Genomic DNA, 25,990 nt, shown 5'->3' with positions numbered 1-25,990 from the left:
TTGAGCCTGCGGTTCAATTCAACCCCTGGATATTTCTGAACAGATGAAGGGACTCTTCGGCGCGTTCTTGGGTCGCGATGCAGTTTGCCCATTGTCTTTTCCACAGGACTGCTTTTATTGTGATCGAACGGGCCGGGTATTTTGTGCCTGCAAGCCCCGTGTTTTGAGTTTCGCTGCTGAGCTGATGGTGAGGATAGATCCCGCGCGGCGCGGCAGACCGATTATGCCCCAATGGGGCAGATGAACGCCTGAACCCGTCTATGCGGGTGAAAGGAATAAATGGGCAGGCCGCATATAGACGCGCCTGTCGGAGAAGAACCGCGATGACGCGCGCGCAACGATTGAGTATACGGGCAGGGGGCCAAAGCGCCAGACCCTGCCGCGCGCCGTCCGATATCGCCCGTACAAGACACCTCCCCAAAAGCGCCTGTCCGCCTGGACGGGTCAGGACAACGCGTTTGGCGCGGTGCACCAAGGACACATGGCTAAGAAAATGCTTATCGATGCCACCCACGCGGAGGAAACCCGCGTTGTGGTGGTCGACGGAAACAAGGTTGAGGAATTTGACTTTGAATCCGAAAACAAACGCCAGCTTGCTGGCAACATCTATCTTGCAAAAGTAACACGGGTTGAGCCGTCGCTACAGGCGGCATTTGTGGATTACGGCGGGAACCGGCACGGGTTTCTGGCCTTTTCCGAAATCCATCCCGACTACTACCAGATCCCCGTCGCTGACCGCGAGGCGCTGATGGAGGAAGAGCGCGCCTATGCCGAGGCGATGAAGGCGCGGGATGAGGCCGAGGAAACAAAGCCCAAAAAGCGCCGGTCGCGTTCGCGCTCGAAGGCCGCTGATGTCAAGACGGACGATCCGGTTGAGACGCTGGAGGTTTCCTCAGAGCCGACCGGAATGGAAACCATCGATCTGGATGACGGTGAAGAGACGGAGGTGCCCGAAGGGACGTCTCCGATGGAAATCGTTGCCGAGACGCCGGTGGAAGAGCCAGAGGATGCCGACGAGCCTGTTGCTGAAGAAGCTCCGACCGAAGAAGCCAAGTCCGAAGATGTAGATCAGCAGGCGGAAGCGCCAGAAGAGACTGCTGAGGTAGCGGAAGACGCGCCTGTCGAAGCAACTGATACCGACCAAGAAGAACCTTCGGATGAGGTCGAAGCCAAGTCTGACGAAGAAGAGGCGGAAGCTTCTGGTGATGAGCCCGAGGCGGATGGCGAGACAGAAAGCAAAAGCGCTGACGCGGCTTCGAAAGACGATACCATCGAGTCGGTGGCGGACGAAGACGATAGCGAGGATATCCGTCCTCCGCGCAAGCCACGCCCGCGCCGCTACAAGATTCAGGAAGTTATCAAGGTGCGTCAGGTCCTGCTGGTGCAGGTGGTCAAGGAAGAGCGCGGCAACAAGGGTGCGGCACTTACCACGTATCTGTCTTTGGCGGGTCGGTACTGCGTACTGATGCCCAATACCGCAAGGGGCGGCGGAATTAGCCGCAAGATCACCAATGCCGCTGACCGGAAGAAACTGAAAGACATTGCCGCTGAAATCGACGTGCCCACGGGCGCGGGTCTGATCGTTCGTACGGCGGGTGCCAAGCGGACAAAATCAGAGATCAAGCGCGACTATGAATACCTGCAACGACTGTGGGAGCAGATCCGCGAGCTGACGTTGCAATCCATTGCGCCTGCGAAAATTTATGAAGAAGGCGACCTAATCAAACGCTCGATCCGCGACTTGTATAATCGCGACATCGATGAGGTTCTGGTTGAAGGCGAGGGCGGGTATCGCATCGCCAAAGACTTCATGAAGATGATCATGCCGTCGCACGCCAAGAACGTGAAGCGATACGAAGACGCGCTGCCGCTATTCGCGCGATATCAGGTGGAAAGCTATCTGGCCGGGATGTTCAACCCGACGGTTCAGCTGAAATCCGGTGGCTATATCGTGATCGGGGTGACCGAAGCGCTGGTGGCGATCGATGTGAACTCGGGTCGGGCGACCAAAGAAGGTTCGATCGAGGAAACCGCGTTGAAGACCAATCTGGAGGCCGCCGAAGAAGTGGCGCGCCAATTGCGTCTGCGCGATCTGGCCGGTCTGATCGTGATCGATTTCATCGATATGGACGAGCGCAAAAACAACTCGGCCGTTGAGAAGCGACTGAAGGACAAGCTGAAAACGGATCGTGCCCGTATTCAGGTGGGCCGGATTTCGGGCTTTGGACTGCTCGAAATGAGCCGTCAGCGTCTGCGTCCTGGAATGCTTGAGGCGACGACCCAGCCATGCCCGTCTTGCCATGGCACCGGCCTGATCCGGTCGGACGACAATATGGCACTGTCAATCCTTCGCCAGATTGAAGAGGAAGGCACTCGCCGCCGTTCGCGTGAGGTATTGGTGCGTTGCCCGGTTAGCATCGCCAACTTCCTGATGAACCAGAAACGCGAACACATCGCGCAGATCGAAGCGCGGTATGGTTTGTCGGTTCGGATCGAAGGGGACGTTCATTTGGTCAGCCCCGACTTCTCGATGGAGAAGTTCAAGACCGCTAGCCGCGTTGTTCCTGAAGCAACTGCGCCGGTGGTATCGGTTGATGCGTCGCTGATGGATATGGTCGACGCCACGGATGAGGACGAAAACGAAGAAGAAATTGCGGTTCAGACCGAGGAAGAGACTAAGCCCAAGCGTAAACGGCGTCGGCGCCGGCGCAAGAAGAGTTCGGGCAATGGTGACGCGCCGGATGGCAATGCAGACGAGTCTGACGCAGACAGTGTAACCGACTCGAGCAACGAAGCTGAGAGCGTCGATACCAAGCAGACCGAGGCTGAGCCTGTTGCTGAGGAAGATGCTGAGAAAGCGGCCAAACCGAAAAAGCGCCGGGCACCGCGTCGACGCAAAAAGGATACTGAGGCCACAGTCGAAGCAAGCGAGACGCAGACCGAAGCGGATAATGCGAACTCCGATCCGCAGAAAGAGCCGGTCAATGCTGAGGCCGCCGAGGCTGAACAGCAAGAGCCAGCCGATGAGTCTGAAAGCATCGAACCAGCCGCTGAGCCCGATAGTGCTGATGCACCATCAGAACTTGAGATCGCCGAAGCAACGTCGGCTTCTGAAGTCGATGAAGAAGTGCCAGAGGAACCTGCTGAAGCGCCTGAACCGGTTGCCGAAGAAGCCGAAGAATCGACCGTGGCAGCAGAACCCGAAGTCATTGAAGCAGCCACCCCAGAGCCGGTCTTGGAGGCAGTGGCGGACGAACCCGAACCCGCGCCGGCCAAGCCAAAGCGCCGAGGGTGGTGGTCATTGGGACAGTAAGAAAAAGGCGGGCCAACTGGCCCGCCTTTTTCATTAGGGTGCGTTCCAAAGAATCCTCAGGCCGATTTTTGGATCACATATATCTGATGACCATCCACTGTATCTTGCGAGACAAGTGTATGGCCAGATTCGGTACAGAAATGCGGTACGTCGATAATCGCGGCAGGATCATCGGCCAGCACGCGCAGCATACCCCCCGCAGGCAAGGATTTCAGGCGCTTCCGAGCCTTCAAAACAGGCAAGGGGCACAACAATCCCAACGCATCCAGTGTTTCAATCTCATTGGTCATGGGGCTGAGATATTTCTAACGAGCGATACTGTCCAGCGCGCAACCACGAGGATGTGACCGAATGGCCTCGTGACGAAACCCGCGCGATACCATATGTGCTGAGTCATGTTCGGAATTGAGATCATAGACGCGGGCCTTCTGCCTGCCATGTTTATCGCCATGCTGGGCGGGTTGATAAGTTTTCTGTCTCCCTGCGTGCTGCCGATTGTGCCACCGTACCTCGCGTATATGAGCGGTGTGACTATCAACGAGATGCAGGATGAGGCGCGCGCGCGGCGCAAGGCGACCCTGGCGGCACTGTTTTTTGTTCTGGGTCTGTCGACCGTGTTCCTGCTGCTAGGCTTTACAGCCTCGGTCTTTGGGGCGTTTGTTCTTCAGAATCAGGTGCTTTTCGCCAAACTCTCGGGCGCTGTCGTCATTGTCTTTGGCCTGCACTTTCTGAACGTGTTCCGTATTCCTTTGTTGGATCGTGAGGCACGCGTTGATACGGGTGACTCCAGCGGATCTGTGTTCGGGGCATATATTCTGGGACTGGCCTTCGCCTTCGGTTGGACGCCGTGTATCGGCCCACAATTAGGTGCAATCTTGTCGCTGGCCGCCTCCGAAGCATCAGTCACGCGTGGCACCGTATTGCTTGGCGTATATGCGGCAGGCCTGGGCATTCCATTCTTGCTGGCTGCGATGTTCCTGAACCGCTCGATGGCGGTTATGAACCGCATCAAACCGCATATGGGCACAATCGAGAAGGTGATGGGCGGGCTGCTGCTTTTTGTCGGCATCATGCTTGTCACCGGTTTGTTCACCGAATTCAGCTGGTGGCTGCTGGAAACATTTCCGGCTTTGGCAAACCTCGGTTAACCCTCTGGCTTTAAACACGGATGGATAGACGCCAGGTCTTACCTTGGCGTCAACGCTGCGCTAATCTTTGGCGCAGAGGGCCGGGTAATGAGCAGTCAGCAATCCAATCCGCAGGTGCGCAAACGCCGGGTGTTTTACATTCCCGGCTACGACCCGATTCATCCGCGCCGATATCGAGAGCTCTACCGCAAAGAGGGGGGCGCCCAGGCTGAGATATCGGGATACCAGATCGATATTAGCGCTAGGACGGGCGAAGGTCCCTACGGCTGGCAGGTGACTTCTCAGCAGGACGGCAGTCCTGTTGATGCAGATGTTCAGGTTCTGGTCTGGTCGGATATCGTGCGTGACAGCATGGCTCAATCGATACCGGCAACCTATCTGCAACTGGCGAGAACCGCCTGGATATATATCTCGACCGGTACGCTTTGGCGGCTGATGCAGCTGCGCAAGGGGCCCGTAATTGCGGCGCTATACCCGGTGGCAATGCTGCTGCTGCAGCTTTTTGCATCGTTGTTGATTGCTTGGGGTTTAGTCTCTGTATTGAAACCACTCGTTGGGTGGTGGTCTTTGGTACCTGCTGCCGGGGTAATCTATGCTCTGATGCAATGGTTCCGAAAGATCGATAATCGACTGTTCGCTTATTACCTTATGCATGACTATGCCCACTCGGCGAAGCTATACGGCGCGTATTCGCAAGATCTGCAATCGAGGCTGCGGGAGTTTTCTGACCTGATCACCGAGACGCTGGACACAGACACCGATGAGGTGCTGGTCGTGGGTCACAGCTCTGGCGCCCATCTTGGTGTGTCAGTGTTGGCAGATGTTTTACGACGACGGGGCGGTGTACAGGATAAGCCAGTCTTATCCTTTCTGACCTTGGGGCAGGTGGTGCCAATGGTTTCGTTTCTACCGCAGGCACACACGCTTCGCGCTGATCTTAAATATCTGTCCGAACGCGCGGATATGACTTGGATCGATGTCTCTGCACCAGGGGATGGCTGCGCGTTTGCGTTGTGCGATCCGGTCGCGGTCAGCGGCGTCGCTGGCCCCAAAAAATGCGGGCCGCTGGTTCTTTCTGCGGCCTTCACCCAAACACTGTCCCACGCGCGATGGCAGCAATTGCGTTGGCGCTTTTTTCGCCTGCACTTTCAATATCTTTGTGCGTTCGATCAACCTGGACTTTATGACTATTTCCGCATCACCGCAGGTCCTGAAACATTGAAACAGCGGTTTGAAAGGCGCGCCCCATCACGATCGCGCATTGAGCGGGCTGTTTCGAAATACATCGCGGTGGAAGCATGACGCCCCCAAAGCCCGAAGCACGACCAGATAAGGTCTCGCTGTGGCGGTATCTACGTCTGTTTCGGCAAGACTTGCTGTCTGCTCAGCCCCAGCGTCTATATCGAGCGTGGATGGCTGAATTCCGAACGCCGTTCTTTCGCTCGTATATGGTCAACCAACCCGATCTGATCCGCGCAGTTCTGAAAGAGCGCCTGGATGCGTTTCCAAAATCAAATCGCATCAGCGAAGGCTTACGCCCCTTATTGGGCCGGTCCGTGTTCCTGACCAATGGCGAAGTCTGGAAACGGCAGCGCAGGATCATTGATCCCGCCTTTGAAGGCGGACGTTTGAAAGACACGTTTCCCGCAATGTTAAATGCGGCGCAGGCTTGTGCGGATCGGCTTTCAGGCAGAGTTGGGCAGAGGGTGGAATGTGAAGAAATCACAAGCCATGTCGCGGCGGATGTGATTTTCCGTACCCTGTTTTCGGTTCCTATCGAACATGAGGTTGCCGCGCAGGTCTTCGATAAATTCCGAATCTATCAGCGCGAACAGCCCTTGCTGAACCTGGCCGCATTCGTGCCGGTTCCAAGCTGGATGCCCCGATTTCATTCTCGCAAAACTCGCCAAACCGCCGGCGAGATTCGGGATCTGATCAGCCGATTGACGGATGAACGCGCTATAGCAATCGAAAACGGGTCGGCCCCCGATGATCTGGCCACCAAGATCATGACGACTACAGACCCGGAAACCGGAGACCGGTTTGATGCGCAGGAAATGGTCGATCAGGTCGCCATCTTCTTTTTGGCGGGGCATGAAACCAGCGCATCGGCGCTGGCCTGGACGCTCTATTTGATGGCACTGTATCCGGACTGGCAGGATAAACTGGCTGAAGAAGCGCAGGCCCTGGACACGCCTGATTTTTCCACCATGTCCCAATTGAAACTCAGCCGCGATGTATTTCGCGAAGCTCTACGTCTGTATCCACCAGTTCCGATGATGGTGCGCGAGGCGACATGCCCAGAACGCTTCCGTGATCGGGATGTTCCGCAGGGCTCTCAGATCGTTGTGAGCCCCTGGCATTTGCATCGACATGAGCGGCTTTGGGACAGGCCGGACGATTTCGATCCCACACGATGGACGACGGAGAACGGAAAGAAATGCCAGCGCGAGGCCTATATTCCGTTTTCGGCTGGCCCCCGTGTCTGCACGGGTGCGGGGTTTGCGATGGTCGAAGGGCCTTTGATCTTGTCAATGCTGTTGCGCCGTTATCGATTCGAAACAATTCACGGCGAAACGCCGGTACCGGTCGCGCATTTGACGGTCAGATCGAAGGACGGAATTTGGTTGCGCTTGGTTGAGCGCTAACAAACTACCATCGCTCTTCGGCATGCTGTATGCGGTTTGAAAATGCGGAATCATATTGAACGGGATTGAGTTATGTCGAAAGCAGAACAGCGCGCGCAGATGTCCGAAGGCGCAGGATTTATCGCAGCACTGGACCAAAGCGGCGGTTCAACCCCGAAAGCGCTGGCTTTGTACGGCGTTGAAGCATCGGACTACGGATCAGACGAAGAGATGTTCGGCGAGATTCAGAAGATGCGCGCGCGGATCATTCTGGCTGACGATTTCACCAAGGATAAAGTGATTGGTGCGATCCTGTTCGAACGGACCTTGGGCGAAGAAATCGACGGCAAGAAGGTCGCGGATTACCTGTGGTCCGAAAAAGGTATCGTACCATTTCTGAAAATCGACAAAGGGCTTGAGGATCAGGCCAACGGTGTTCAGATGATGAAGCCAATTCCGGGGCTGGCTGAGACGTTGGCCAAGGCGGATGGTGTTTTTGGCACCAAGGAACGTTCAGTTATCCACGAAGCCAATGCTCAGGGCATTGCCGACGTTGTCGCGCAGCAGTTCCAGGTCGCACGCGTGGTCACTGATGCGGGAATGGTCCCAATTGTCGAGCCTGAGGTAAACATCCACTCGGAAACCAAGGCCGAGGCTGAGGACATTCTGAAATCAGAAATTCTGAAGAACCTGGATCAATTGGTCGAGGGTCAGGAAGTGATGCTGAAGCTGACCATACCCAGCCAGGCCAACCTTTATGATGAGGTGGCGGATCACCCGCGCGTCCTGCGTGTTGTGGCGCTGTCCGGCGGATACTCGACCGAGCAGGCCTGCGACCTGCTTGGCCAAAACAGCAAGATGATCGCGTCGTTTTCGCGCGCACTGACCGAAGGGCTGTCCAAACAGCAATCTGACGCAGAATTCAATGCAGCGCTCGGCGGTAATATCGACAATATCTACCGCGCCTCGATCTGATCGCGGGGTAATCTATTCGGGCTTGATGAAATCGCGGCGTAATTGCGCCGCTTTTTCGCGCATGACACATCCTTTGGCGTGATCATTGATCAACCCCATGGCCTGCATAAAGGCAAAGATCGTGGTGGGGCCTACGAATTTCCAACCACGTTTTTTCAGATCTTTCGACATCGCGATGGATTCTTTCGATGTGGAAGCGCTTTGCGGGGCGGGTGGCGCCGAAGGCTCGTACCTCCAGACATAAGCGGCCAATGATCCCTCGTCAGCGATTAGGTCCTGCACGCGGCGGGCGTTGTTGATCACGGCTTCAATCTTGCCGCGGTGTCGCACGATGCCTTTGTCGTGCAGAAGTCGATTGATATCTGCATCAGAAAATTCTGCTATCTTGTTAAAATCAAAGTATCTAAACGCTGCCCTGAAATTCTCGCGTTTTGACAGAATGGTGCGCCAACTCAAGCCTGACTGAAAGCTCTCGAGGCACAGTTTCTCAAACAGTCGTCTGTCATCGGAAACCGGATATCCCCATTCGTTATCATGATAGTCAAAGAATTCGGGGGCGGCGTTGCACCACGAACACCGAGGTTTTCCATCTGGGCCCGTTGCCAAATCGTTCATGAATGTACCCTTTTTGTTCTCCGCGAAGATAAGCGACGCGATTGTTTGAAATCAAGTACTCAATCGGTTTGACGATACCATTTCAGAATGAAGACACGAATGGCCGAAGCCAGTCCGGTTTCCGGGTCGCGCTCTGCATCAATATTTGCCGCCAGGACATTGATTGGGATATCTTTTTCCCGCGCGATATCACGGAAGGCTTGCCAGAACTCATCCTCAAGCGAAACGGATGTTCGATGACCTTGCAAGGTCAGGGAGCGTTTGACAGGACGTCCACTCATTCGTCGACCTTGTGACCGTCAAGGTCCCGGCGCTGCCGGTCTTGCTGCAGCTTTACAACGGTCCTGTCGGCTTTGGATTGTCCGTGTTTCGCAGCGTTTGCATCCGCGCGGGCCTTTTTTTCAGCCCGCGCTTTTTCTTTTCGAAACCGGTTCAGGTTAACCGGTTTACCCATCAGTCCTTGGGTCCAATCATATGCTCGGGCCGTACAACCGCATCAAACGTAGCCTCGTCCACAAAGCCCAACGCAATGGCTTCTTCCTTAAGTGTTGTGCCGTTCTTGTGCGCTGTTTTGGCGACGGTCGTGGCGTTGTCATACCCGATTGTCGGTGCCAGAGCAGTCACCAGCATCAGGGATTCCTTCATCAGCTTGTCGATGCGTGGCTCGTTGGCTTTGATGCCCAACAGCATTCGCTCGGTAAAGCTGTCGGTTGCATCGCCGAGCAGCTGGATCGACTGCAGCAGGTTATAGGACATCATCGGGTTGTAGACGTTCAACTGGAAATGGCCCTGCGAGCCTGCAAACTTCATTGCTGCGTCGTTGCCCATCACATGCGCGGCCACCTGAGTCAGCGCTTCGGCCTGTGTCGGGTTCACCTTTCCGGGCATGATGGAGGAACCGGGCTCGTTTTCGGGCAGGATAAGCTCACCCAATCCTGAGCGGGGCCCCGAACCCAACAGACGGATATCGTTGGCAATCTTGTAGCAGGAACCGGCAATCGTGGCCAAAGCGCCCGACAAAAAGACCATGGCATCATGTGCGGCCAGAGCTTCGAATTTGTTCGGCGCGGTCACAAAGGGCAGGCCGGTGATATCGGCCATATTCTTGGCGACAGCCTCATCCCAGCCGCCATGCGTGTTCAAACCGGTACCCACAGCAGTACCGCCTTGAGCCAGTTCATAGATACCGGGCATTGCAGCTTCTACACGCGCAATGCCCTGACGAATTTGATGCGCATACCCGCCGAATTCCTGTTCCAACGTCAACGGCGTGGCATCCTGCGTATGGGTGCGGCCGATCTTGATGATACCGGCAAACTCTTTTGCCTTGGCTTCCAGCGCCGAGGCGAACTTCTCAAGCCCGGGCATCAACACATCGCGCACACTCATCGCTGTGGCGATGTGCATCGCGGTGGGGAAAGTATCGTTCGAGGATTGACCCATATTGCAGTGATCATTCGGGTGAACGGGATCTTTCGAGCCAATCTCGCCACCCATAATCTCAATCGCGCGGTTCGCAATGACCTCGTTCGAGTTCATATTGGATTGCGTGCCCGAGCCGGTTTGCCATACGACCAGAGGAAAGTTGTCGTCAAACTTGCCTTCGAACACTTCACCTGCCGCTTGTATGATCGCGTCGGCGATCTTGGCGTCCAGCTTGCCGATGGCTTTGTTTTCAATTGCACAGGCCTTTTTGATCACACCCAACGCGCGCACGATGGCGACGGGCTGCTTTTCCCAGCCGATGGGGAAGTTCATGATCGAACGCTGCGTTTGCGCGCCCCAGTACTTATCGGCAGGCACCTCAAGCGGGCCAAAGCTGTCGGATTCAGTGCGGGTTTGAGACATCGGTCGCTCCGGTCTGGTATGCAGTCGTATGCCGTTTACCCGCAGCAAGGCTGTGGCGCAATCGGCCAGTTGAGCGCACCTTAAACTTGGGCCGCGCAAAGGTATAGACGCGGCACAGCTACAAATAATTTCTGTTAGCGAAAACAGTGCCATTGTACGTCGGCGGGCTAAAGTTAAGATGGGACAATAACCCTGACGGAGGCAACCATGCGCGTGTCACTTCTCAAAAGCCCTTTGTATACGCTTGCGTTATTGTTTGCCGCGAGTTTTTGGCTGGCAGTATTTGTGCAACACGCTCAGGCGACGGGAATCGAGCCGTTCGTGGGCGACTATACCGGTTCGGCCGACGTTGTTGATGCGGATGGTACGGCGACCCCTCGGGATATGAGCGTTTCGATTCAGGAAATTAAAGGGGGCTTCAACGTGAGTTGGACCACCACGACTTACAAAGCCGACGGTCGCATCAAGGATGAGAAATACTCGGTTGATTTTCAAAGCTCGGATCGGCCCGATGTTTATTCTGCGGCCATGAAGCGAAATGTGTTTGGCCATGAGGTGCCGCTTGACCCGATGAAAGGGGAACCCTTTGTTTGGGGGCGGATCGAAGGAGATACTCTGACGGTGTTTTCGTTGTTCATAGCCGAAAACGGTGGCTATGAGCTTCAGCAATTTGACCGGACACTAGCTGATGGCGGGCTCGACCTGTCATTTTCCCGGTTTCGCGATGGGGTTAAGTCGCGCTCGGTCGAGACATTCCTTCAAAAAGAATAAACCCCGCATCAAGCGGGGTTTTCTGGGTCATTTCCGGAAGCTGTCCAGCGAGACCACATCCGCATCATGCTGAGGTTCCGTCTCTTCGGCCTCAAGCTCAATCGGGGCTTCTTCCGTCACATGGATCTCTTCGTCCTCGTCTTCTGGGCTTTCAAAGCGCAAGCCAAACTCAACCGAAGGATCCACGAAGGTCTTGATCGCCAGATAGGGGATGTAAAGGGGTTCCGGCGCATCCCCGAAATTCAGCGTAATCGAAAAGCCATCGTCACCGACTTCGAGGTTTTCGAACCAGTGCTGCATGACAATCGTCATCTCGCCTGGATAGCGCTCACGCAGCCAATCGGCCAACTCAACGCCCTCATGCCGTGTATCAAAAGTGATAAAGAAATGATGCGAACCGGGCAGGCCGGTTTCGGACACGTCGGTCAGGACGGTCTTGATCAGGCCTCGCATGGCCGTGTGCATCAGATTCCCGTAGTCGATGTCTTGCGACATGGTTGATCCTCGAAAGTGGTTAATCCCAGCATAGTTCATTCGGACGGAAACGAAAGGCTGTGCTGGGCTGTATTGATTACAAAATCTGCATGCCTAGTCCGGCCAGAACCATGATACCAAGTGTGGTTGCTAAACCGGATTTCATACGGAAAATCAACAGGCCAGCCAGAACGGTCAGCACAAGTGCGCTGAATTCAAGCGACGAAAGGTCGGGTAGGGGGAGAGAAACTGGTCCCCAATGCCACCCCGGAATTGAGGTGAACAAGACGTTTAGCCCGAACCACACGGAGAGGTTGAGAATCACTCCGACGACCGCAGCTGTGATTCCGTGCATCGCGGCCCCAAGACGCGGACGCTCGGCGATTCTATCCAGATGCGGGGCTGCAAGAAAAATCCACAGAAAACACGGTACAAACGTCGCCCATAAAGCGACAATGCCCGCCGCAAACGCCAGCGAGGCGCCTCCGGCAATCTGACCGCTAAGCATGGCCACAAACTGAGTCACCAGAATCAGTGGCCCAGGCGTGGTTTCGGCCAGACCTAGCGCGTCGATCATCTGGTCCGTGCTGATCCATTGGTAGGTTTCGACCACGGTCTGGGTCATATAGGCCAGCACCGCATAGGCACCGCCAAAAGTTACAACCGCAAGGCGGGCAAAGAACCAGCCCAGATCGCTGAGCAGTTCCTGACCGCTCAAAGACAGAACAAACAACGGCCCCAGCCAAAGAATAAGCCAGAAAACCGCTGTGCGAACAGGATTGGCAAGTGTTGGGCTGGTTTGAACGGCAACGGGCTTGTCGTCTTTCGAAGTCACGAATCCCCAAACGGCAGCGCACAGTATGATTAGCGGGAAGGGCAGGTTGAAGACAAAGATCCCCAAAAAGGCTAGGCCCGCGATAACCCGGTGCTCGACGTCTGTAAGCGCTTTCCTCGATAGGTTCCGTAATGCTTGCAGGACGATGATGATCACCGTGGCCTTGATGCCCAAGAACCCGGCTTGAACCAAAGGCAATGTACCATAGGCCGCATAAAGCAATACCAGCAGCGCGATCACCAGAGCACCTGGCAGTACAAACAAACAGCCCGCGATTAACCCTCCGGCCACGCCGCGCAGCCGCCAACCTGCATAAGTGGCAAGCTGCATGGCCTCGGGACCTGGCAACAGCATGCATAAGGAAAGCGCGCGCAGATAGGTCTGTTCGTCCAACCAGGGGCGCTTTTCGACCAGCTCCTGATGCATCAGTGAAATTTGGGCGGCGGGGCCGCCGAAGGACAGCAGCCCGATGCGCCCAAACACCCTGATCAACTCTTGATATGAAGGGGTCATCTGCCGTGACCCGCGGGCCAGTCATGCGTCTCGCTAGAGCCATCGCGCGCCCAGCGATAGAGTGCATCATAGATGTGCAATCCAGCCTGCAATTGTTGTTGGTCATCCCGATACTGGCGCGACAAGCCGACCGAAAGGGCCAGCAACCCGGCGGCCTCAGGCGCCAGATCGTGCCTGTTTGTATCGGCGGCACGTATGATCGTGGCCATGCGGTCCAGAGGCTCAGATCGAAGCTTGAAGTCATCCAGCATCGTGTCAAAGGTGCAATTGTCGCCGCGATGGCTCCAATCAGTTCCTTCAACATCAAAGGGTGTGGCGCCGAAGTGCTCGGCAACCCCCTGAATTTCATCCGGTGCTACAAACAGGAACCGAGCGCGCCTGTCGACAAACCTGCGGATCAGCCAGGGGCACGCGATGCGATCAATCTTGGGGCGGTGCCGCGTCACCCAGACCGTGTTGCCTTTTGCGACTGCAGGAAGGGCAGGCACAGGCACGACCATTGCGCCCGGCATAGCGCGCCAGGCGAACATTCCACCTTTCAGAAATTCTGCCACCACCCCTTCAGCCTGCAGCCATGAAACAACGCCCTGACTCAGCTTTTTGCCTTTCTGGCAAATTACTACGCAAGAATGATCGCCGGTATGATTTCTTATGCAATCAACATTTTGATATGGCATTCGGAATGCGCCGGGTATGAGGGAGGGATCATCGTCGAAATCCCCATCTGTGCGCACATCAAACAGGATAGGAGCCTGAGGCGTACCGATCAGGCGCAAGAGTTGTCGGGGTGTAATTGCATTGGGGGCAGCCATTGCATGTTTCCTTATTGCTTTGGATACATGCGAACTTGGGCTGCCGCCTCACGGGGTGTTCGCAAGCTTACCCCTTGATCCTCTGCTAGCGCGCAAATGCGGGATGGGTCAAGCTTGCGGTCAAGTTTATCAGGCCCAGTCCAACCTTTGCCCGGTCATGCAAACCGGAAGGGTATCCTGTGGGAACTGCCCCAGTTGTTCAAAAAGTGTAATGAAATCAAACTGATTATAGGCCTCGACCATCTTGTCCCCTTTGAAGCGCGCCATGACTTGTCCGGTAACTTCAAGCGGGGCACCGTTATCGGCCCGGAAGGTGCGGACATGCAGAATACCAGAGACCCAATCACCATTTTCGATGATCTTCGGCAGTTCGACTGTGATCTCGCCCAGAACATGACGAAACGCCATGACCAGATCGCGAAAGTCGTCCGCGCCAACCTGCATTTCGGGTATCAACCCTTCGGCCATCGTATCCGGGGCAAAAAACTGATCGATTGCATCGGTATTGCCTTGTTCCCAGACCTCTGAATACCATGCCCTAAGCCTGTCAGAATTCGTCATCTCAGCCCTCCTGTCGCTTGTTCAGGAAGATGGATCAGAGAAATGAATAAACCCTGAATCCCTGGTGAGTTATGGGCATGGAGCAGACATAATCGGTAAAATGCAGGTTTCTGTTGCCAGGTACCTGCGAACCCCGCCTTACGCGGCTAGGCGCAAGGGCTTAAGTTTCGGTCTTGCTACTGCTTACGCAGCAACTGCAACCGGAGCACGATTGTCGTTTGCAATTGTACTAGTTTCGCCGGTAACGGTGGCAGACAGCCGAGACAAAGCTAACCCCTTTAGACGTTCGTCGATCCTATTTCGGCCCCATGATCCTCAAACGAAGGATGTTGGTGGAGCCGCCGGGTACCGCCCCCGGGTCCGATCCGCTTATTACGAGCGCGTTTATGTCCATAGTCCCGAAGGACCCCTCATATATAGGTTAGGACGTGGTCGGATGCAAACCCGGAATGCTAAAGCTGACTTATATCAAATTCAATAAGTTAAGCGGCTCTGTTCATGTTGGCAAGAATAAGCCAAAGGGCCAGAACAAGCTCGATTCCACCAAAAGTCAGCGCCTTGACGAACGGGGGATTATCCAGCGCCAAAGACACAAACCGGCCCAACGCCGCCCCTGCATAAACAACGCCCAGCATGGCATATGCCATCGGTGTGTTGAGCCAGAGAACCACGGCACCTGTCACCACGAACAACCCGCCAACCGAGGCTCGCATCTCACTAAATCCCATGGTGCTTTTGGTGGGCGTTAGGTCCAGCGCGTTGGCTGTGTAGGCCGGGGCCAGAAATCCGAACAAACCAAAGCCGACGGTCAGCAAGGCGGCAATCACGTTAAGGGTTGTGATCATGGTCTTTTTCCCTTTCTGCTCTGCCCGCAGAGTCTAGCGCAGCACTATGTAAAGAAAAGCATCTAAATCGCTGACCACAAGCCTATAACTCCGACCGCGATCAGGCTGAGAGCCCAGACAAGTTCCAGATTGAACCAGCTGCGTGACAGAAATTGAAGGCCCAGCCAGCGATAGACGGCGAAGGCCAGAATGCCTCCGCCAAGGATCATGGCGGCTGTGTGAAGTGCAGCGACCGTCAGTACGAGCAGGCCATTGCTCGCCATGATCTGAGAGACTGCGATCTGGCCCGTTTCCAGCTCGTCTGATCCACACAATCCAAGATAAATCGGAACCAACATCAACGCCGCGCCGTGTGCCAGCGCAACGAGGAACGACCAAAGTGCCAATTTGCTTGGCGGTACGCGCGACAACATCCGGGGATGCCGGCGTGTTATGGCGATGTAAACACCCATTGTGATCACAATCAGCGCAGCGCCGATACGAATTTCGCGCTGATATTCAACCAGAACTGCCATCATAGCAAATGGCAGTAGGACCCCCAGCATGGCGACGAAATGACCACCAGCCAGGGCGGTCAATGCGCGCCACAAAGCTGATGGCCGTTGTTCCATCAGCGCCGAAGATACCGCAAGCGGCCAGCCCATTCCGGGATTCAGGCCATGATAAGCGCCGCTAAGCACAACGGCCAGCCAGAGACCAGCCGTTGATGTCATCAGAGTCTCCAACTCAGACCGATGGGTAGCAGAAACTATCGGTTGAACAGTCTCCACCCTCAAGCCGGATTTGGTGGGCCCGATATCCGTCCGGGAAGTCGACCCAGAACTTCGGATCCAATGTCAGGCCCCCGTTCTCGCCAACATCCGCCTTGACCATCGCAGCCCCGCGTTCACCGGGATAGAACTGATCATCCCAAGTGGAATAAAGCGAATTGGTCCAATATACCCGCTTTCCGTCGCGGCTGATTTCAACCATCTGCGGCCCGTAACCAAAGTCTTGCCCGTTGGGATGTTTTGTTTTCTTGACGATCCCCCCGATCTCGACTTTGCCCGCAAGGGTCGGGTTCATCGGATCAGAGACATCGTATTGATGCATCTCACCCGTGCCCCAACAGGCCACATAAAGGTATTTATCGTCCAAGCTGAGGTCGATATCCGTGACCAGTGGCGGAACGGCAGAGAAGCCTTTCAGCAATTCAGGCAAGTCATCTGGATCAGCGGGCTGCGGATCGATCGTGATGGTCTTCTTGGCCTCGAAGGTGCCATCATCATTACGCCACCAAGTAAAGATCGCGCCCTGCAGGTTGGTCGTGTCAACCACCACACCACAGAACCCATATTGTTTGACCGGATCGTGAGCGGGCCGGATTTCCAGGGCCATCTGGTGATTTTCACCCAGATCGATGGTCTGAATATTGGTCCGGCTGCGTAGGTTCCAGAAATGGATGCTGTGCCCGTATTTGTTCGAAAGCAGATCCTCGGCCACGATGCCGTTTTCGAATTGCGGAGGCAGTCCCCATTCCGAACTGACCATATAGTCGCGTGGCAGGTTCCACCAGAAATCGTAGTGTTTGTCTTGGATACCTCGCTCGATCTCGTAGCGCCCGATGATCTCGAAGCTCTCGCAATCCATGATGAAAATGCCCGGAGGACCGTCCGTGCCGTCTTCGCCACCGCCTCCAAGCGTGCTCACGTAGATCCCCTCCGGTCCGCAATGGATCGTGTGCGGGCGGGAATATCCAGTTTTTGCAAAAACTTCTTCGGGTTCGATGATCTTGTGTATCTTGGCCTCAAGCGGGTTCTTGACGTCGATAATGTAGATCCGGCTTGATCGTATGCCAGGAACAATGAGGTAGCGGCGTTCCAGAAACGCATGGCCACTAAGCGGTGACAGCGCAGAGGAACAAGCGTTCCACCCGAAATGGTGAAACTCATCGCCTTTTTCTGGCATGATCACCTGATGAACAATTTTTCCGTAATCATCCGAAGTCGGATCCACGTTCACGACGGCCAAACCGTCTGGTTGGGAAAAATCAGGGCTTAGCATCAAGGTGAATGCAAGCGTCTCAGTGGGGCCCTCCATCGCCAGTTTGGCTGATGGGTAAAAGGTTGGGTCCGGTCTTTGGTTCATAACGTCCTCCCGTAAGTCATTGATCTTCAATTCATGTTGGAAGTTCCGGTCTTAACGCCGGATGTCATGCTGCCTGCTCGGGCACCTCGCCGTCCTTCGTTCCTTTTTGCCTGTGGTCAGGCGGGTTTGCGTCGTCTTTCGGCCACGTCCTGCGCCAGTTGCCGTGTATAGGCCTCAAGTTTGATCAATGCCGCATCGACCGGGCCGGCATCACGCGCTTCCAGTGCGTCTGTGATGTCACTGTGAAGGGCGATGATCTCTTCGCGGGATCGAGCCGTGAACGTAATCATGTTCATCAGAGGTTGCATAGCCTCGACCGCACCGGCCAATTGGTAGGACAGAACGGGGTTGCCCGCGCCATCCACAAGCGCGCGATGAAAGGCGACGTCGGACGCGCAGAAAGCCTCATCTGTGAGACCTGGTTGCGCCTGACGAAAAATCTCGGCCCGCATGGTGGCGAGTTGATCCGCGGTACGACGTTGTGCCGACAAAGCAGCGCATGCACGTTCGAGCGCATAACGCGCTTCGCATGCGGTGTCGAAACTGACTGCGTTCATCGACAGCAGCAGTGTCGAGGTTGTGACTTGTTGGGAATAGGCGTCCTCAAAACTCAGCCGGTTCACAAACGCACCACCCGATGCCCCGCGTTGCGTGCGGATAAGGGACTGCGCTGCCAGACGTTTCAATGCTTCGCGAACCGTAGGCCGTGATACTTTGAACTGATCGGCCAACTCAGATTCTGATGGCAGACGCTCATCGACGATCAGCCGACCCGAGATAATGGCGTCGCGGATCGCCTGAGCAATTTGAGCGGATAGATCTGCAGTACTCTGAGGGTCGATTTTCATGGTTGTTTTCGGCGATGCGTAATTTTTATTTGTCTGACATTTAAAAGTCTGACATTTGAAAAGCAAGAGAGTTGAGTCGGGAGGAGCAAGTGAGTCGCTCAATTTTCCGCAGCGCGCTTTGGTTGGGCTTCTACATCACGATCCTTTGGTCGTGGTGGATGATGGTCTCAATGAGCCGCGATATGGACGTGGACTGGATCGGTCGACCCGGACCGATGGGTCAGGCGATGGCGGCCATGGATCCGCGTATGGACATGTATATGCCCATGGCCGAGTTCGGCCCACTTTTCTGGATGTGGGCGATCATGATGGCGGCCATGATGCTGCCGACTTTGGTGCCCACGTTGCGCAGTTATGATGATCTGATCCGCAGCGCGAACGGTACGCGGGCAGGGTGGCTGGGCGTTCTATCCGGATACTTCATAGTTTGGGTGGGCTTCGCTGCGCTGATCACTGGCCTGCAATTGGCGCTGCTGTTTGGCGGCGCGGTTGATATGTTGGGAATCGCTAAATCGCCATATCTGGCCGCCGGCCTGTTGATCGCCGTGGGTGCCTTTCAGTTTTCTCGGGTGAAAGAAGTCTGCCACGGTGTTTGCCATGCACCGATGACGTATTTTCTGGGCCACTGGAAAACCGGATTCGGCGGCGGTGTACGCATGGGCGTCGGACTGGGTGCGTTCTGTGTCGGTTGCTGCTGGGGCTTCATGGCGTTGGGCTTTGTCGGCGGCGTCATGAGCCTGCTCTGGATGGGGCTGGCGACCCTGTTCATGGTATTGGAAAAACTTCCCCAGATCGGGCACGCCGTGACCCGTCCTATGGGATTCGTCTTGATTGCGGGTGGTTTTGCACTGCTCGCTCATCACATTGTTTACGGAGGATAAGTCGATGGCTAAAAATAGAAAACCGGATGCAGACAAGCTGCCGGTCAGTCAAAGAATTGACAGCCGGATGCCAAATCCCAAGCGGCGTGAGATTAGCCCGACCGATTGGGCGGTTAAGGGTGAACTGATCCTGAATTGTTCGTGCGACGTATTCTGCCCATGCGTGGTTTCGCTGGGTGCACACCCTCCGACCGAAGGGCATTGCCACGCGTGGATGGGTATCGCGATCGACGAAGGCCATTACGAAGGCGAAGATTTGTCCGGTCTGAATGTAGGTCTGCTGGTTGATATCCCCGGACGCATGGGCGAAGGCCAGTGGAAAGTCGCGGCTTATGTGGATGAACGTGCCAGCGGCAAGGCTTATAATGGACTGTTGCAGATATTCAGCGGTCAGGCAGGTGGCACAACCGGGCTGTTCACTATGTTGGTCAGCGAGATCATTGGGGCTGAACGTGCACCGGTTCAGATCGAAAGGGACGGCACCAAACGCCGGATCATGATAGGGCGCAAGATTCAGGGTGAGATCGAAATGCTTGCGGGCAAAGACCCAGAGCATCCGGTGATGGTTTCAAATTCGAAATACTGGATGGGGCCGGACATCATTGTAGCAAAAGGCACGAAATCCAAGGTGCGCGACTATGGTCGCGTATGGGACTTCGGCGGCAAGTCAGCCGAGATCTGCCCGATTGACTGGCACGGGCCTAAGTAATGATAACCGGTGCCTATGCCCGTGAAATGGCGCGATATAACCACTGGCAAAACAACCAGTTAAAGAGCTTTCTCAAAGCTCTTTCAGACGAAGAATTGGCACGGGATCGCGGCGCTTTTTTCGGGTCGATCATGGGAACTGCCAATCATCTGCTTTGGGGGGATTGGATCTGGATTTCCCGGTTTGACAAGGGACCGGGGCCAGGTGGCGGCATTCCTGAGAGTGTCTCGATCTGCACTGGCATGGCCGACTGGCTGCCGCTGCGCGATACGATTGACGCCCGTATTGCCAGATGGGCCAATACGTTGGGGGATGATGTCCTGAGCGGTTTGTTCACGTGGTACTCGGCTGCAAAAGAGAACGACGTAACAAAGCCTTACTGGCAATGCGTCATTCATATGTTCAATCATCAGACACATCATCGCGGACAATTGCACCAAATGCTGACCGAGGCTGGTTCGCAGGCACCTGTCAGCGATCTTGTCTTTCTGCCAGAGGATTTCTGACATGGCAGTCATCTCACCGAACCGGCGCGTGCGCAAAACCCCATTCACTCCGGGCGTCGAGGCCGAAGGCGTCAAAGGGTATACAGTTTATAATCACATGCTGCTTGCGACGGTTTTTGAAAGCGTCGAAGCTGATGCGGCGCATCTGAAACAACATGTTCAGGTCTGGGATGTCTCGTGTGAGCGGCAGGTACAGATCAAAGGCCCGGATGCGTCGCGGCTGATGAAGATGCTCAGCCCGCGCGATATGGACAAAATGCAGGCGAACCAGTGCTATTATGTGCCGATAGTAGATCACAATGGCGGCATGCTGAATGATCCTGTTGCGATCAAACTGGCGGATGATCACTATTGGTTGTCGGTTGCCGATGGTGACCTTTGGCAATTTGCTCTGGGAATCGTGATTGCGCTGGGGCTGGATGTCGATATTTCTGAGCCGGATGTGTCGCCCTTGGCGGTACAGGGCCCCAAGGCGGACGAGCTGATGACGCGCGTCTTTGGTGATGAAGTTAGGGATATAAAGTTCTTTCGATATAAACAGTTAGCGTTTGAAGATACATCTTTCGTCGTCGCCCGGTCAGGCTGGTCGAAACAAGGCGGGTTCGAGATATACGTCGAAGGGACGGATTATGGCATGCCACTATGGGACACGCTGTTTTCTAATGGCCGAGACCTGAACGTGCGGGCAGGTTGCCCAAACGGGATTGAGCGTGTTGAAAGCGGTCTATTGAGTTTCGGGTCGGACATGCGGCGCGAGAATACGCCCTATGAATGCGGGCTAGCACGGTTCTGCAATTCTCCGCTGGATTATATCGGCAAAGCCGCTTTGGCGGATCAGGCGAAAAACGGTCCGCCCCGGCAGATCCGTCCGCTTGTCATTGAAGGTGAGATCGGACCGTGCACCGAATCTTGGCCGCTGATGGCCGGGGGCCGGCAGGTCGGGCAGGTGGCTTCGGCTGCGTATTCACCCGAGTTTGGAGTGAATGTAGCCATTGGAATGGTCGACCGGTCCCATTGGGCGCCAGGTACGCGGATCGAATTGATGACCGAACATGGAATGCGATGGGCCGAAGTGCAGGAAAAATTCTGGCGCTAAGCCCTTATTTCAGGAACACAGCCGATTGAGGCAATAGAAGGAGTAAGTTCATGTTTAATGCACTTGTCGTTGAAAAAGATGAAGAAAGCGGCCTCGCAAGCGCTTCGGTGAAGCAGATTTCTCTGGATGCGCTGCCGGATGGAGAAGTGACGATCGCCGTTGAATATTCAACGGTGAACTACAAGGACGGTCTGTGCATGTCGCCCAAAGGCGGTGGTCTGGTGCGTAGCTATCCTCATATTCCGGGCATCGATTATGCGGGCACGGTCGAGCAGTCCTCGGATGCACGCTACAAACCTGGCGACAAGGTCGTGCTGACGGGCTGGCGCGTAGGTGAAGCGCATTGGGGCGGTTATTCACAAAAAGCAAACGCGCGAGCAGATTGGCTGGTGCCGTTGCCGGATGGGTTGGATACACGGCAGGCGATGGCAGTTGGCACTGCCGGGTTCACCGCTATGCTGGCCGTCATGGCGCTGGAGGATCAAGGTTTGCAGCCGGGTCATGGCCCCGTGCTGGTCACAGGTGCTGCAGGAGGTGTCGGCTCGGTCGCAACGGCCATTTTGGCTCATCTGGGCTATGAGGTTGCAGCTGTGACCGGGCGTCCTGAAACCGAAGATTATCTCAAATCACTGGGTGCAACCACAATTGTCCCGCGTGACGAGTTGAACGAGACCACCAAGCGTCCGCTGGAAAGTGAAACTTGGTCCGGATGTGTTGATGCGGTGGGCGGAGCGATGCTTGCCCGCGTGCTGGGGCAGATGAAGTATGGGGCCTCGGTAGCTGCGGTTGGCCTTGCCGGTGGTGCGGCGCTGCCCGCAACCGTGATCCCATTCCTGCTGCGCGGTGTAAATCTGTTGGGCATCGACAGCGTGATGCAGCCATATGACAACCGGGTCCGTGCCTGGACGCGTATCGCAACCGATCTGCCCATGGATAAGCTTGAGGCGATGGTCCATGCAGCAACCCTTTCTGATCTGCCCCAGTTGGGAGCGGACATCCTGCAAGGTCAGGTAAAAGGGCGCGTCGTGGTAAACGTGAACGCTTGATAGACAAAACAGACAACGGATCGGCCGGAGCATGCATCCGGCCGACCCAATTGTCGGGAATGAGGCCGAAATGCCGGAAACAGTTCTGGCCATTGCCACATTTCGTGACCATGATTGCTATACATCCCATTTGTGATGGCTTAAGACCCATCCGAACATCACCTGAAGACGGGGAGTGAGCAGCATGTCTGATGATTTCGAACTCGATACCGATGATCTGAAACGCCGCATGGACGGTGCCATGGCCAACCTCAGAACCGAATTCGCTTCGCTGCGGACCGGTCGTGCATCGGCTTCAATGCTTGAGCCCGTCATGGTCGATGCTTACGGCGCGATGACTCCGATCAATCAGGTTGGTACCGTGAACGTCCCTGAACCGCGCATGGTAACCGTGAATGTTTGGGACAAGGGCCTCGTAGGCAAAGTTGAAAAGGCCATTCGGGAAAGCGGTTTGGGTATAAACCCGCAACTGAATGGTACCATCATCATGCTGCCGATTCCCGAACTGAACGAAGAACGCCGTCGCGAGCTCGGCAAGGTCGCGGGTCAATATGCAGAAAGCGCACGGGTTTCGATCAGGAATGTGCGCCGTGATGGCATGGACCAGATCAAAAAGGCCAAGGCAGACGGCATGTCCGAGGACGATCAGAAATTCTGGGAAACCGAGGTTCAGGAGCTGACGGATACCATGATCAAATCCGTCGATGATGCGCTCGAGACCAAACAAGCCGAGATCATGCAGGTCTGAGCCTCGGATATGCCAAAGGATCCCGATACCTCTCCGATTGCAGGGCCGCGCCACGTTGCTATCATCATGGACGGCAACGGTCGCTGGGCACAGTCGCGCGGGCGGCCTCGATTGTTTGGCCATCATGCAGGTGCGCGCCGCGTCCGTGAGGTGGTCGAGGCCTGCCCGGGTTTAGGGATCAAGTATCTGACAGTATTTGCGTTTTCGACTGAAAACTGGAAACGCACTCAGGTCGAAGTTGCAGGCCTGATGAGCTTGTTTCGCCGTTACATCGTCAAAGAGACCAAGACCTTGAAAGATAACGGCATTCGGGTCCGTTTCATTGGGGATAGAGTTCGGCTGGATGCCAAGTTGACCGAGCTGATGGATACGCTTGAACGCGAAACACAGAACAATGACCTGGTTCATCTAACCGTTGCCTTGAACTATGGCGGTCGTGACGAGGTGGCGCGCGCGACCAGACGTTTGGCACGTGACGTTGCCGATGGCATTCTGCGCCCCGAGGACGTGGACGAGGAAACTCTGCCCAAATATCTGGACACGCGCGTTCTGCCAGACCCCGATTTGGTGATCCGTACCAGTGGTGAAGCGCGGATTTCTAATTTCCTGCTGTGGCAGTCTGCCTATTCCGAGTACGAATTCATCGATACTCTGTGGCCTGATTTCACCGCTGCAGAGCTGGAACGGCTGTGCCGCAACTATGGATCGCGTGAACGGCGGTTTGGAGCGGTCCCGGCATGAGTGATGGCCGATGGTCTGATCTGACTGCCCGGGTTTTGTCGGCTTCGGTTCTTGTGACTATTGCGGCAGTCGAAGTTTGGCTAGGCGGCCTGTGGTTTGAGATATTTATCGGCACCGTCTGCGGTCTGATGATATGGGAACTGATCCGGATGATCGACCTAGAACGTCAGGGTGTCGCGATTCAGCTGGCGATACTGACCGGGTTCGCCGTGGTCCTAAGCTATCATCTACCACCGCTATACAAGCTTCCATGTTTGGTGGCCCCGGCATTGGTAGGAGCAGGACAGATCAACCGTGCGCGCGGGATATACGTCCTGTTTGCCCTTTGGATCGCGATGTCGGGGCTGGGATTCATATCGATCCGAGAAAACCTGGGATTTGGATGGATGGTTTGGCTGATCCTTGTGGTCGTGGCCACGGATGTCGCCGGGTATTTTGTGGGCAAAACGCTTGGCGGACCTAAGTTTTGGCCCAGAGTTAGCCCCAAGAAGACATGGTCCGGTACGGTTGGAGGCTGGGTTGCCGCCGCGCTGGTCGGAACAGTTTTTGCGCACTATGCCGGTTTCGGCATTGCTTTTATCGTTGTCTCGGTTCTTGCCTCTATGGCCAGCCAGATCGGTGATATTGTTGAAAGCGCGACAAAACGTGGCTTTGGCGTTAAGGACAGCTCAAACCTTATACCCGGTCATGGCGGGTTTCTGGATCGGTTTGATGGGATGATGGGCGCGTCAGTCTTTGTGTTGCTCGCAGGGCTGTTTTACGCGCCCGGAGGTATGTGATGCGAAGGGTATCCATATTTGGTGCGACTGGTTCCATTGGCCAGAATACGATTGATCTGATCGCAAGAAATCCGAATGCCTATGACGTGGTCGCGTTGACCGGTGGACGCAACGTCGCGCAGCTTGCACGCGATGCGGTGCGCCTGGATGCAGACGTGGCGGTGACTGCGTTTGATGACAAACTCGATGATCTGCGTGACGCATTGGCCGGCACCAGAGTGCGAGCGGCTGCGGGGCAGGCCGCTCTGATCGAGGCCGGGGCGCGACCGGCGGATTGGGTGATGTCTGCAATTGTCGGTTCCGCAGGACTGGCTCCGGGGATCGAAGCGTTGAAACAAGGGGCGACACTCGCGCTTGCCAACAAGGAAACGCTGGTTTGTGCCGGGCCGCTGGTTCTGGAAACGGCTCGGGCGCATGGCGCCACGCTATTACCCGTGGATAGCGAACATTCGGCAGTTTTTCAGGCGCTTGTGGGCGAGGATATGACAAGCGTTGAACGGATCATTATCACCGCAAGCGGTGGAGCGTTCCGGGATTGGCCGCTCGGCGATCTGGCAAAGGCGACTGTTGAACAGGCATCGAGTCATCCGAACTGGAACATGGGACAGCGGATTACGATCGACAGCGCATCTATGTTCAACAAGGCATTGGAAGTTATAGAAACCAAAGAATATTTTGGCGTTAATCCATCGAATATCGAAGTCCTCGTGCACCCCGAATCCATCGTTCACGCACTGGTCGGATTTCAGGACGGCGCCTTGATGGCGCATCTGGGTGCTCCGGATATGCGCCATGCCATCGGGTACGCGCTGCATTGGCCCGAACGGCGCGATTTACCTGTTGCGCGTCTGGATCTCGCGCAACTGGGTCAGTTGCGATTTCATGCACCGGATGAAGCGCGTTACCCGGCTTTGCGTCTTGCCCGCGAAGTGATGCAGCGCGGCGGCTTGTCCGGTGCGATCTTCAACGCCGCCAAAGAGCGCGCATTGGACCACTTTATAGAAAACCGGATACGTTTTTTGGATATGGCAGACACGGTGTCGGCCGTGTTGGAGCGTTTTGAGGCTTCAGACAGCCTGATTGATGCACCATTGACCCTTGATAATGTACAGCAAACGGACCATCTCGCACGTCAGTGGGTCGATGAAACCGTATTGGAACGAGCAGGATAG

Annotated in this window: 28 protein-coding genes and 1 other RNA gene; 15 read left to right on the top strand and 14 right to left on the bottom strand. The window is 55.5% G+C overall.

Translation table 11 applies throughout. The features are described 5' to 3' along the window. Positions 1–481 precede the first annotated feature (481 nt). On the top strand, positions 482–3,313 hold the full coding sequence (locus ACR0AU_RS03635) for an Rne/Rng family ribonuclease (RefSeq protein ID WP_480795276.1): 2,832 nt from the start codon (positions 482–484) through the stop codon (positions 3,311–3,313). 56 nt (positions 3,314–3,369) lie between these two features. Here ACR0AU_RS03635 and ACR0AU_RS03630 read toward each other — a convergent pair whose 3' ends face one another. Continuing rightward, positions 3,370–3,603 (bottom strand): sulfurtransferase TusA family protein, encoded by a 234-nt coding sequence (locus tag ACR0AU_RS03630; RefSeq protein WP_170393161.1) that lies wholly within the window; start codon positions 3,601–3,603, stop codon positions 3,370–3,372. A 105-nt stretch (positions 3,604–3,708) separates the two neighbouring features. On the opposite strand from ACR0AU_RS03630, the gene ACR0AU_RS03625 reads away from it, so the two are divergent. The 4 genes from ACR0AU_RS03625 to ACR0AU_RS03610 all read left to right on the top strand — a co-directional run bounded on the left by ACR0AU_RS03625 (position 3,709) and on the right by ACR0AU_RS03610 (position 8,063). Then, positions 3,709–4,461, top strand: a complete 753-nt coding sequence (locus tag ACR0AU_RS03625; protein WP_170393160.1) for a cytochrome c biogenesis CcdA family protein — start codon at positions 3,709–3,711, stop codon at positions 4,459–4,461. An 87-nt stretch (positions 4,462–4,548) separates the two neighbouring features. Further along, positions 4,549–5,763 carry a hypothetical protein gene (locus ACR0AU_RS03620; RefSeq protein WP_170732118.1) on the top strand — a complete coding sequence of 405 codons (1,215 nt, stop codon included), beginning with the start codon at positions 4,549–4,551 and terminating at the stop codon, positions 5,761–5,763. Then, complete coding sequence (locus ACR0AU_RS03615) at positions 5,760–7,109, top strand: cytochrome P450 (protein WP_170732120.1); 1,350 nt, start codon at positions 5,760–5,762, stop codon at positions 7,107–7,109. The genes ACR0AU_RS03620 and ACR0AU_RS03615 overlap by 4 nt, the downstream gene beginning before the upstream one ends. Positions 7,110–7,181: 72 nt before the next feature. Next, on the top strand, positions 7,182–8,063 hold the full coding sequence (locus ACR0AU_RS03610; protein ID WP_480590467.1) for a fructose bisphosphate aldolase: 882 nt from the start codon (positions 7,182–7,184) through the stop codon (positions 8,061–8,063). 12 nt (positions 8,064–8,075) lie between these two features. Here ACR0AU_RS03610 and ACR0AU_RS03605 read toward each other — a convergent pair whose 3' ends face one another. From ACR0AU_RS03605 to fumC, 4 genes are read right to left on the bottom strand one after another with little or no spacing between them, the layout of a single operon-like run. After that, complete coding sequence (locus ACR0AU_RS03605) at positions 8,076–8,678, bottom strand: DNA-3-methyladenine glycosylase I (protein WP_223118083.1); 603 nt, start codon at positions 8,676–8,678, stop codon at positions 8,076–8,078. Positions 8,679–8,737: 59 nt separating this feature from the next. Then, positions 8,738–8,959 (bottom strand): ribbon-helix-helix domain-containing protein, encoded by a 222-nt coding sequence (locus ACR0AU_RS03600; RefSeq protein ID WP_223118082.1) that lies wholly within the window; start codon positions 8,957–8,959, stop codon positions 8,738–8,740. After that, a complete protein-coding gene (locus tag ACR0AU_RS03595) occupies positions 8,956–9,132 on the bottom strand; it encodes a DUF4169 family protein (protein WP_170393154.1) in 177 nt (58 codons plus the stop codon). The genes ACR0AU_RS03600 and ACR0AU_RS03595 overlap by 4 nt, the downstream gene beginning before the upstream one ends. Next, a complete protein-coding gene (fumC, locus tag ACR0AU_RS03590; protein WP_170421467.1) occupies positions 9,132–10,526 on the bottom strand; it encodes a class II fumarate hydratase in 1,395 nt (464 codons plus the stop codon). Before fumC ends, ACR0AU_RS03595 begins: the two co-directional genes overlap by 1 nt. Positions 10,527–10,733: 207 nt before the next feature. Here fumC and ACR0AU_RS03585 point away from each other — a divergent pair, with 207 nt between their 5' ends. Next, a complete protein-coding gene (locus ACR0AU_RS03585; RefSeq protein ID WP_170421470.1) occupies positions 10,734–11,297 on the top strand; it encodes a hypothetical protein in 564 nt (187 codons plus the stop codon). A 27-nt stretch (positions 11,298–11,324) separates the two neighbouring features. Here ACR0AU_RS03585 and ACR0AU_RS03580 read toward each other — a convergent pair whose 3' ends face one another. The 9 genes from ACR0AU_RS03580 to ACR0AU_RS03540 all read right to left on the bottom strand — a co-directional run bounded on the left by ACR0AU_RS03580 (position 11,325) and on the right by ACR0AU_RS03540 (position 18,312). Continuing rightward, positions 11,325–11,792, bottom strand: coding sequence for a ClpXP protease specificity-enhancing factor SspB (locus ACR0AU_RS03580; RefSeq protein WP_170405597.1), 468 nt, complete (start codon positions 11,790–11,792; stop codon positions 11,325–11,327). Positions 11,793–11,868: 76 nt separating this feature from the next. Continuing rightward, positions 11,869–13,119 carry a chromate efflux transporter gene (gene chrA / locus ACR0AU_RS03575; RefSeq protein ID WP_480795275.1) on the bottom strand — a complete coding sequence of 417 codons (1,251 nt, stop codon included), beginning with the start codon at positions 13,117–13,119 and terminating at the stop codon, positions 11,869–11,871. Next, complete coding sequence (locus tag ACR0AU_RS03570) at positions 13,116–13,931, bottom strand: chromate resistance protein ChrB domain-containing protein (protein ID WP_480795274.1); 816 nt, start codon at positions 13,929–13,931, stop codon at positions 13,116–13,118. Before ACR0AU_RS03570 ends, chrA begins: the two co-directional genes overlap by 4 nt. 129 nt (positions 13,932–14,060) lie before the next feature. Continuing rightward, positions 14,061–14,492 carry an ester cyclase gene (locus tag ACR0AU_RS03565; RefSeq protein WP_170393148.1) on the bottom strand — a complete coding sequence of 144 codons (432 nt, stop codon included), beginning with the start codon at positions 14,490–14,492 and terminating at the stop codon, positions 14,061–14,063. 99 nt (positions 14,493–14,591) lie between these two features. Then, positions 14,592–14,938: a transfer-messenger RNA gene (ssrA, locus tag ACR0AU_RS03560) on the bottom strand. 36 nt (positions 14,939–14,974) lie between these two features. Further along, positions 14,975–15,337 carry a DUF4345 family protein gene (locus ACR0AU_RS03555; RefSeq protein ID WP_170776176.1) on the bottom strand — a complete coding sequence of 121 codons (363 nt, stop codon included), beginning with the start codon at positions 15,335–15,337 and terminating at the stop codon, positions 14,975–14,977. A gap of 62 nt (positions 15,338–15,399) precedes the next feature. Next, positions 15,400–16,050: a hypothetical protein gene (locus tag ACR0AU_RS03550; RefSeq protein WP_170421484.1), complete on the bottom strand. Its 651-nt coding sequence runs from the start codon at positions 16,048–16,050 to the stop codon at positions 15,400–15,402. A 13-nt stretch (positions 16,051–16,063) separates the two neighbouring features. Further along, complete coding sequence (locus tag ACR0AU_RS03545; protein WP_170393145.1) at positions 16,064–17,464, bottom strand: selenium-binding protein SBP56-related protein; 1,401 nt, start codon at positions 17,462–17,464, stop codon at positions 16,064–16,066. Positions 17,465–17,580: 116 nt separating this feature from the next. Continuing rightward, a complete protein-coding gene (locus ACR0AU_RS03540; RefSeq protein WP_170732135.1) occupies positions 17,581–18,312 on the bottom strand; it encodes a FadR/GntR family transcriptional regulator in 732 nt (243 codons plus the stop codon). Positions 18,313–18,401: 89 nt separating this feature from the next. Between ACR0AU_RS03540 and ACR0AU_RS03535 the strand changes: the two genes are divergently transcribed. From ACR0AU_RS03535 to dxr, 9 genes are all read left to right on the top strand, one after another. After that, positions 18,402–19,193: a DUF2182 domain-containing protein gene (locus ACR0AU_RS03535; RefSeq protein ID WP_170393143.1), complete on the top strand. Its 792-nt coding sequence runs from the start codon at positions 18,402–18,404 to the stop codon at positions 19,191–19,193. Between the two features lie 4 nt (positions 19,194–19,197). Then, a complete protein-coding gene (locus ACR0AU_RS03530; RefSeq protein ID WP_480795273.1) occupies positions 19,198–19,902 on the top strand; it encodes a DUF1326 domain-containing protein in 705 nt (234 codons plus the stop codon). Further along, the gene (locus ACR0AU_RS03525) at positions 19,902–20,408 is read left to right on the top strand and encodes a DinB family protein (RefSeq protein WP_480795272.1); all 507 of its coding nucleotides are present in this window, start codon (positions 19,902–19,904) and stop codon (positions 20,406–20,408) included. Before ACR0AU_RS03530 ends, ACR0AU_RS03525 begins: the two co-directional genes overlap by 1 nt. A gap of 1 nt (position 20,409) precedes the next feature. After that, a complete protein-coding gene (locus ACR0AU_RS03520; RefSeq protein ID WP_480795271.1) occupies positions 20,410–21,504 on the top strand; it encodes a dimethylsulfoniopropionate demethylase in 1,095 nt (364 codons plus the stop codon). Positions 21,505–21,554: 50 nt separating this feature from the next. Further along, positions 21,555–22,550, top strand: a complete 996-nt coding sequence (gene acuI / locus ACR0AU_RS03515) for an acryloyl-CoA reductase (protein ID WP_170732140.1) — start codon at positions 21,555–21,557, stop codon at positions 22,548–22,550. Positions 22,551–22,734: 184 nt separating this feature from the next. After that, positions 22,735–23,298: a ribosome recycling factor gene (gene frr, locus ACR0AU_RS03510; RefSeq protein ID WP_170393138.1), complete on the top strand. Its 564-nt coding sequence runs from the start codon at positions 22,735–22,737 to the stop codon at positions 23,296–23,298. Between the two features lie 9 nt (positions 23,299–23,307). Beyond that, positions 23,308–24,039 (top strand): isoprenyl transferase, encoded by a 732-nt coding sequence (locus ACR0AU_RS03505; RefSeq protein ID WP_170421502.1) that lies wholly within the window; start codon positions 23,308–23,310, stop codon positions 24,037–24,039. Beyond that, positions 24,036–24,818: a phosphatidate cytidylyltransferase gene (locus tag ACR0AU_RS03500; protein WP_480795270.1), complete on the top strand. Its 783-nt coding sequence runs from the start codon at positions 24,036–24,038 to the stop codon at positions 24,816–24,818. The genes ACR0AU_RS03505 and ACR0AU_RS03500 overlap by 4 nt, the downstream gene beginning before the upstream one ends. Continuing rightward, a complete protein-coding gene (gene dxr, locus ACR0AU_RS03495; RefSeq protein ID WP_480795269.1) occupies positions 24,818–25,990 on the top strand; it encodes a 1-deoxy-D-xylulose-5-phosphate reductoisomerase in 1,173 nt (390 codons plus the stop codon). Before ACR0AU_RS03500 ends, dxr begins: the two co-directional genes overlap by 1 nt.

This window comes from Ruegeria sp. CG1, assembly GCF_056537265.1.
This window is presented reverse-complemented; position numbering and strand designations above follow the sequence as displayed.

Bases quoted from the DNA above. Each gene is read 5' to 3' on its own strand.
- ACR0AU_RS03635 (WP_480795276.1), top strand. From the start codon at position 482: ATGGCTAAGAAAATGCTTATCGATGCCACCCACGCGGAGGAAACCCGC.
- ACR0AU_RS03630 (WP_170393161.1), bottom strand. From the start codon at position 3,603: ATGACCAATGAGATTGAAACACTGGATGCGTTGGGATTGTTGTGCCCC.
- ACR0AU_RS03625 (WP_170393160.1), top strand. From the start codon at position 3,709: ATGTTCGGAATTGAGATCATAGACGCGGGCCTTCTGCCTGCCATGTTT.
- ACR0AU_RS03620 (WP_170732118.1), top strand. From the start codon at position 4,549: ATGAGCAGTCAGCAATCCAATCCGCAGGTGCGCAAACGCCGGGTGTTT.
- ACR0AU_RS03615 (WP_170732120.1), top strand. From the start codon at position 5,760: ATGACGCCCCCAAAGCCCGAAGCACGACCAGATAAGGTCTCGCTGTGG.
- ACR0AU_RS03610 (WP_480590467.1), top strand. From the start codon at position 7,182: ATGTCGAAAGCAGAACAGCGCGCGCAGATGTCCGAAGGCGCAGGATTT.
- ACR0AU_RS03605 (WP_223118083.1), bottom strand. From the start codon at position 8,678: ATGAACGATTTGGCAACGGGCCCAGATGGAAAACCTCGGTGTTCGTGG.
- ACR0AU_RS03600 (WP_223118082.1), bottom strand. From the start codon at position 8,959: ATGAGTGGACGTCCTGTCAAACGCTCCCTGACCTTGCAAGGTCATCGA.
- ACR0AU_RS03595 (WP_170393154.1), bottom strand. From the start codon at position 9,132: ATGGGTAAACCGGTTAACCTGAACCGGTTTCGAAAAGAAAAAGCGCGG.
- fumC (WP_170421467.1), bottom strand. From the start codon at position 10,526: ATGTCTCAAACCCGCACTGAATCCGACAGCTTTGGCCCGCTTGAGGTG.
- ACR0AU_RS03585 (WP_170421470.1), top strand. From the start codon at position 10,734: ATGCGCGTGTCACTTCTCAAAAGCCCTTTGTATACGCTTGCGTTATTG.
- ACR0AU_RS03580 (WP_170405597.1), bottom strand. From the start codon at position 11,792: ATGTCGCAAGACATCGACTACGGGAATCTGATGCACACGGCCATGCGA.
- chrA (WP_480795275.1), bottom strand. From the start codon at position 13,119: ATGACCCCTTCATATCAAGAGTTGATCAGGGTGTTTGGGCGCATCGGG.
- ACR0AU_RS03570 (WP_480795274.1), bottom strand. From the start codon at position 13,931: ATGGCTGCCCCCAATGCAATTACACCCCGACAACTCTTGCGCCTGATC.
- ACR0AU_RS03565 (WP_170393148.1), bottom strand. From the start codon at position 14,492: ATGACGAATTCTGACAGGCTTAGGGCATGGTATTCAGAGGTCTGGGAA.
- ACR0AU_RS03555 (WP_170776176.1), bottom strand. From the start codon at position 15,337: ATGATCACAACCCTTAACGTGATTGCCGCCTTGCTGACCGTCGGCTTT.
- ACR0AU_RS03550 (WP_170421484.1), bottom strand. From the start codon at position 16,050: ATGACATCAACGGCTGGTCTCTGGCTGGCCGTTGTGCTTAGCGGCGCT.
- ACR0AU_RS03545 (WP_170393145.1), bottom strand. From the start codon at position 17,464: ATGAACCAAAGACCGGACCCAACCTTTTACCCATCAGCCAAACTGGCG.
- ACR0AU_RS03540 (WP_170732135.1), bottom strand. From the start codon at position 18,312: ATGAAAATCGACCCTCAGAGTACTGCAGATCTATCCGCTCAAATTGCT.
- ACR0AU_RS03530 (WP_480795273.1), top strand. From the start codon at position 19,198: ATGGCTAAAAATAGAAAACCGGATGCAGACAAGCTGCCGGTCAGTCAA.
- ACR0AU_RS03525 (WP_480795272.1), top strand. From the start codon at position 19,902: ATGATAACCGGTGCCTATGCCCGTGAAATGGCGCGATATAACCACTGG.
- ACR0AU_RS03520 (WP_480795271.1), top strand. From the start codon at position 20,410: ATGGCAGTCATCTCACCGAACCGGCGCGTGCGCAAAACCCCATTCACT.
- acuI (WP_170732140.1), top strand. From the start codon at position 21,555: ATGTTTAATGCACTTGTCGTTGAAAAAGATGAAGAAAGCGGCCTCGCA.
- frr (WP_170393138.1), top strand. From the start codon at position 22,735: ATGTCTGATGATTTCGAACTCGATACCGATGATCTGAAACGCCGCATG.
- ACR0AU_RS03505 (WP_170421502.1), top strand. From the start codon at position 23,308: ATGCCAAAGGATCCCGATACCTCTCCGATTGCAGGGCCGCGCCACGTT.
- ACR0AU_RS03500 (WP_480795270.1), top strand. From the start codon at position 24,036: ATGAGTGATGGCCGATGGTCTGATCTGACTGCCCGGGTTTTGTCGGCT.
- dxr (WP_480795269.1), top strand. From the start codon at position 24,818: ATGCGAAGGGTATCCATATTTGGTGCGACTGGTTCCATTGGCCAGAAT.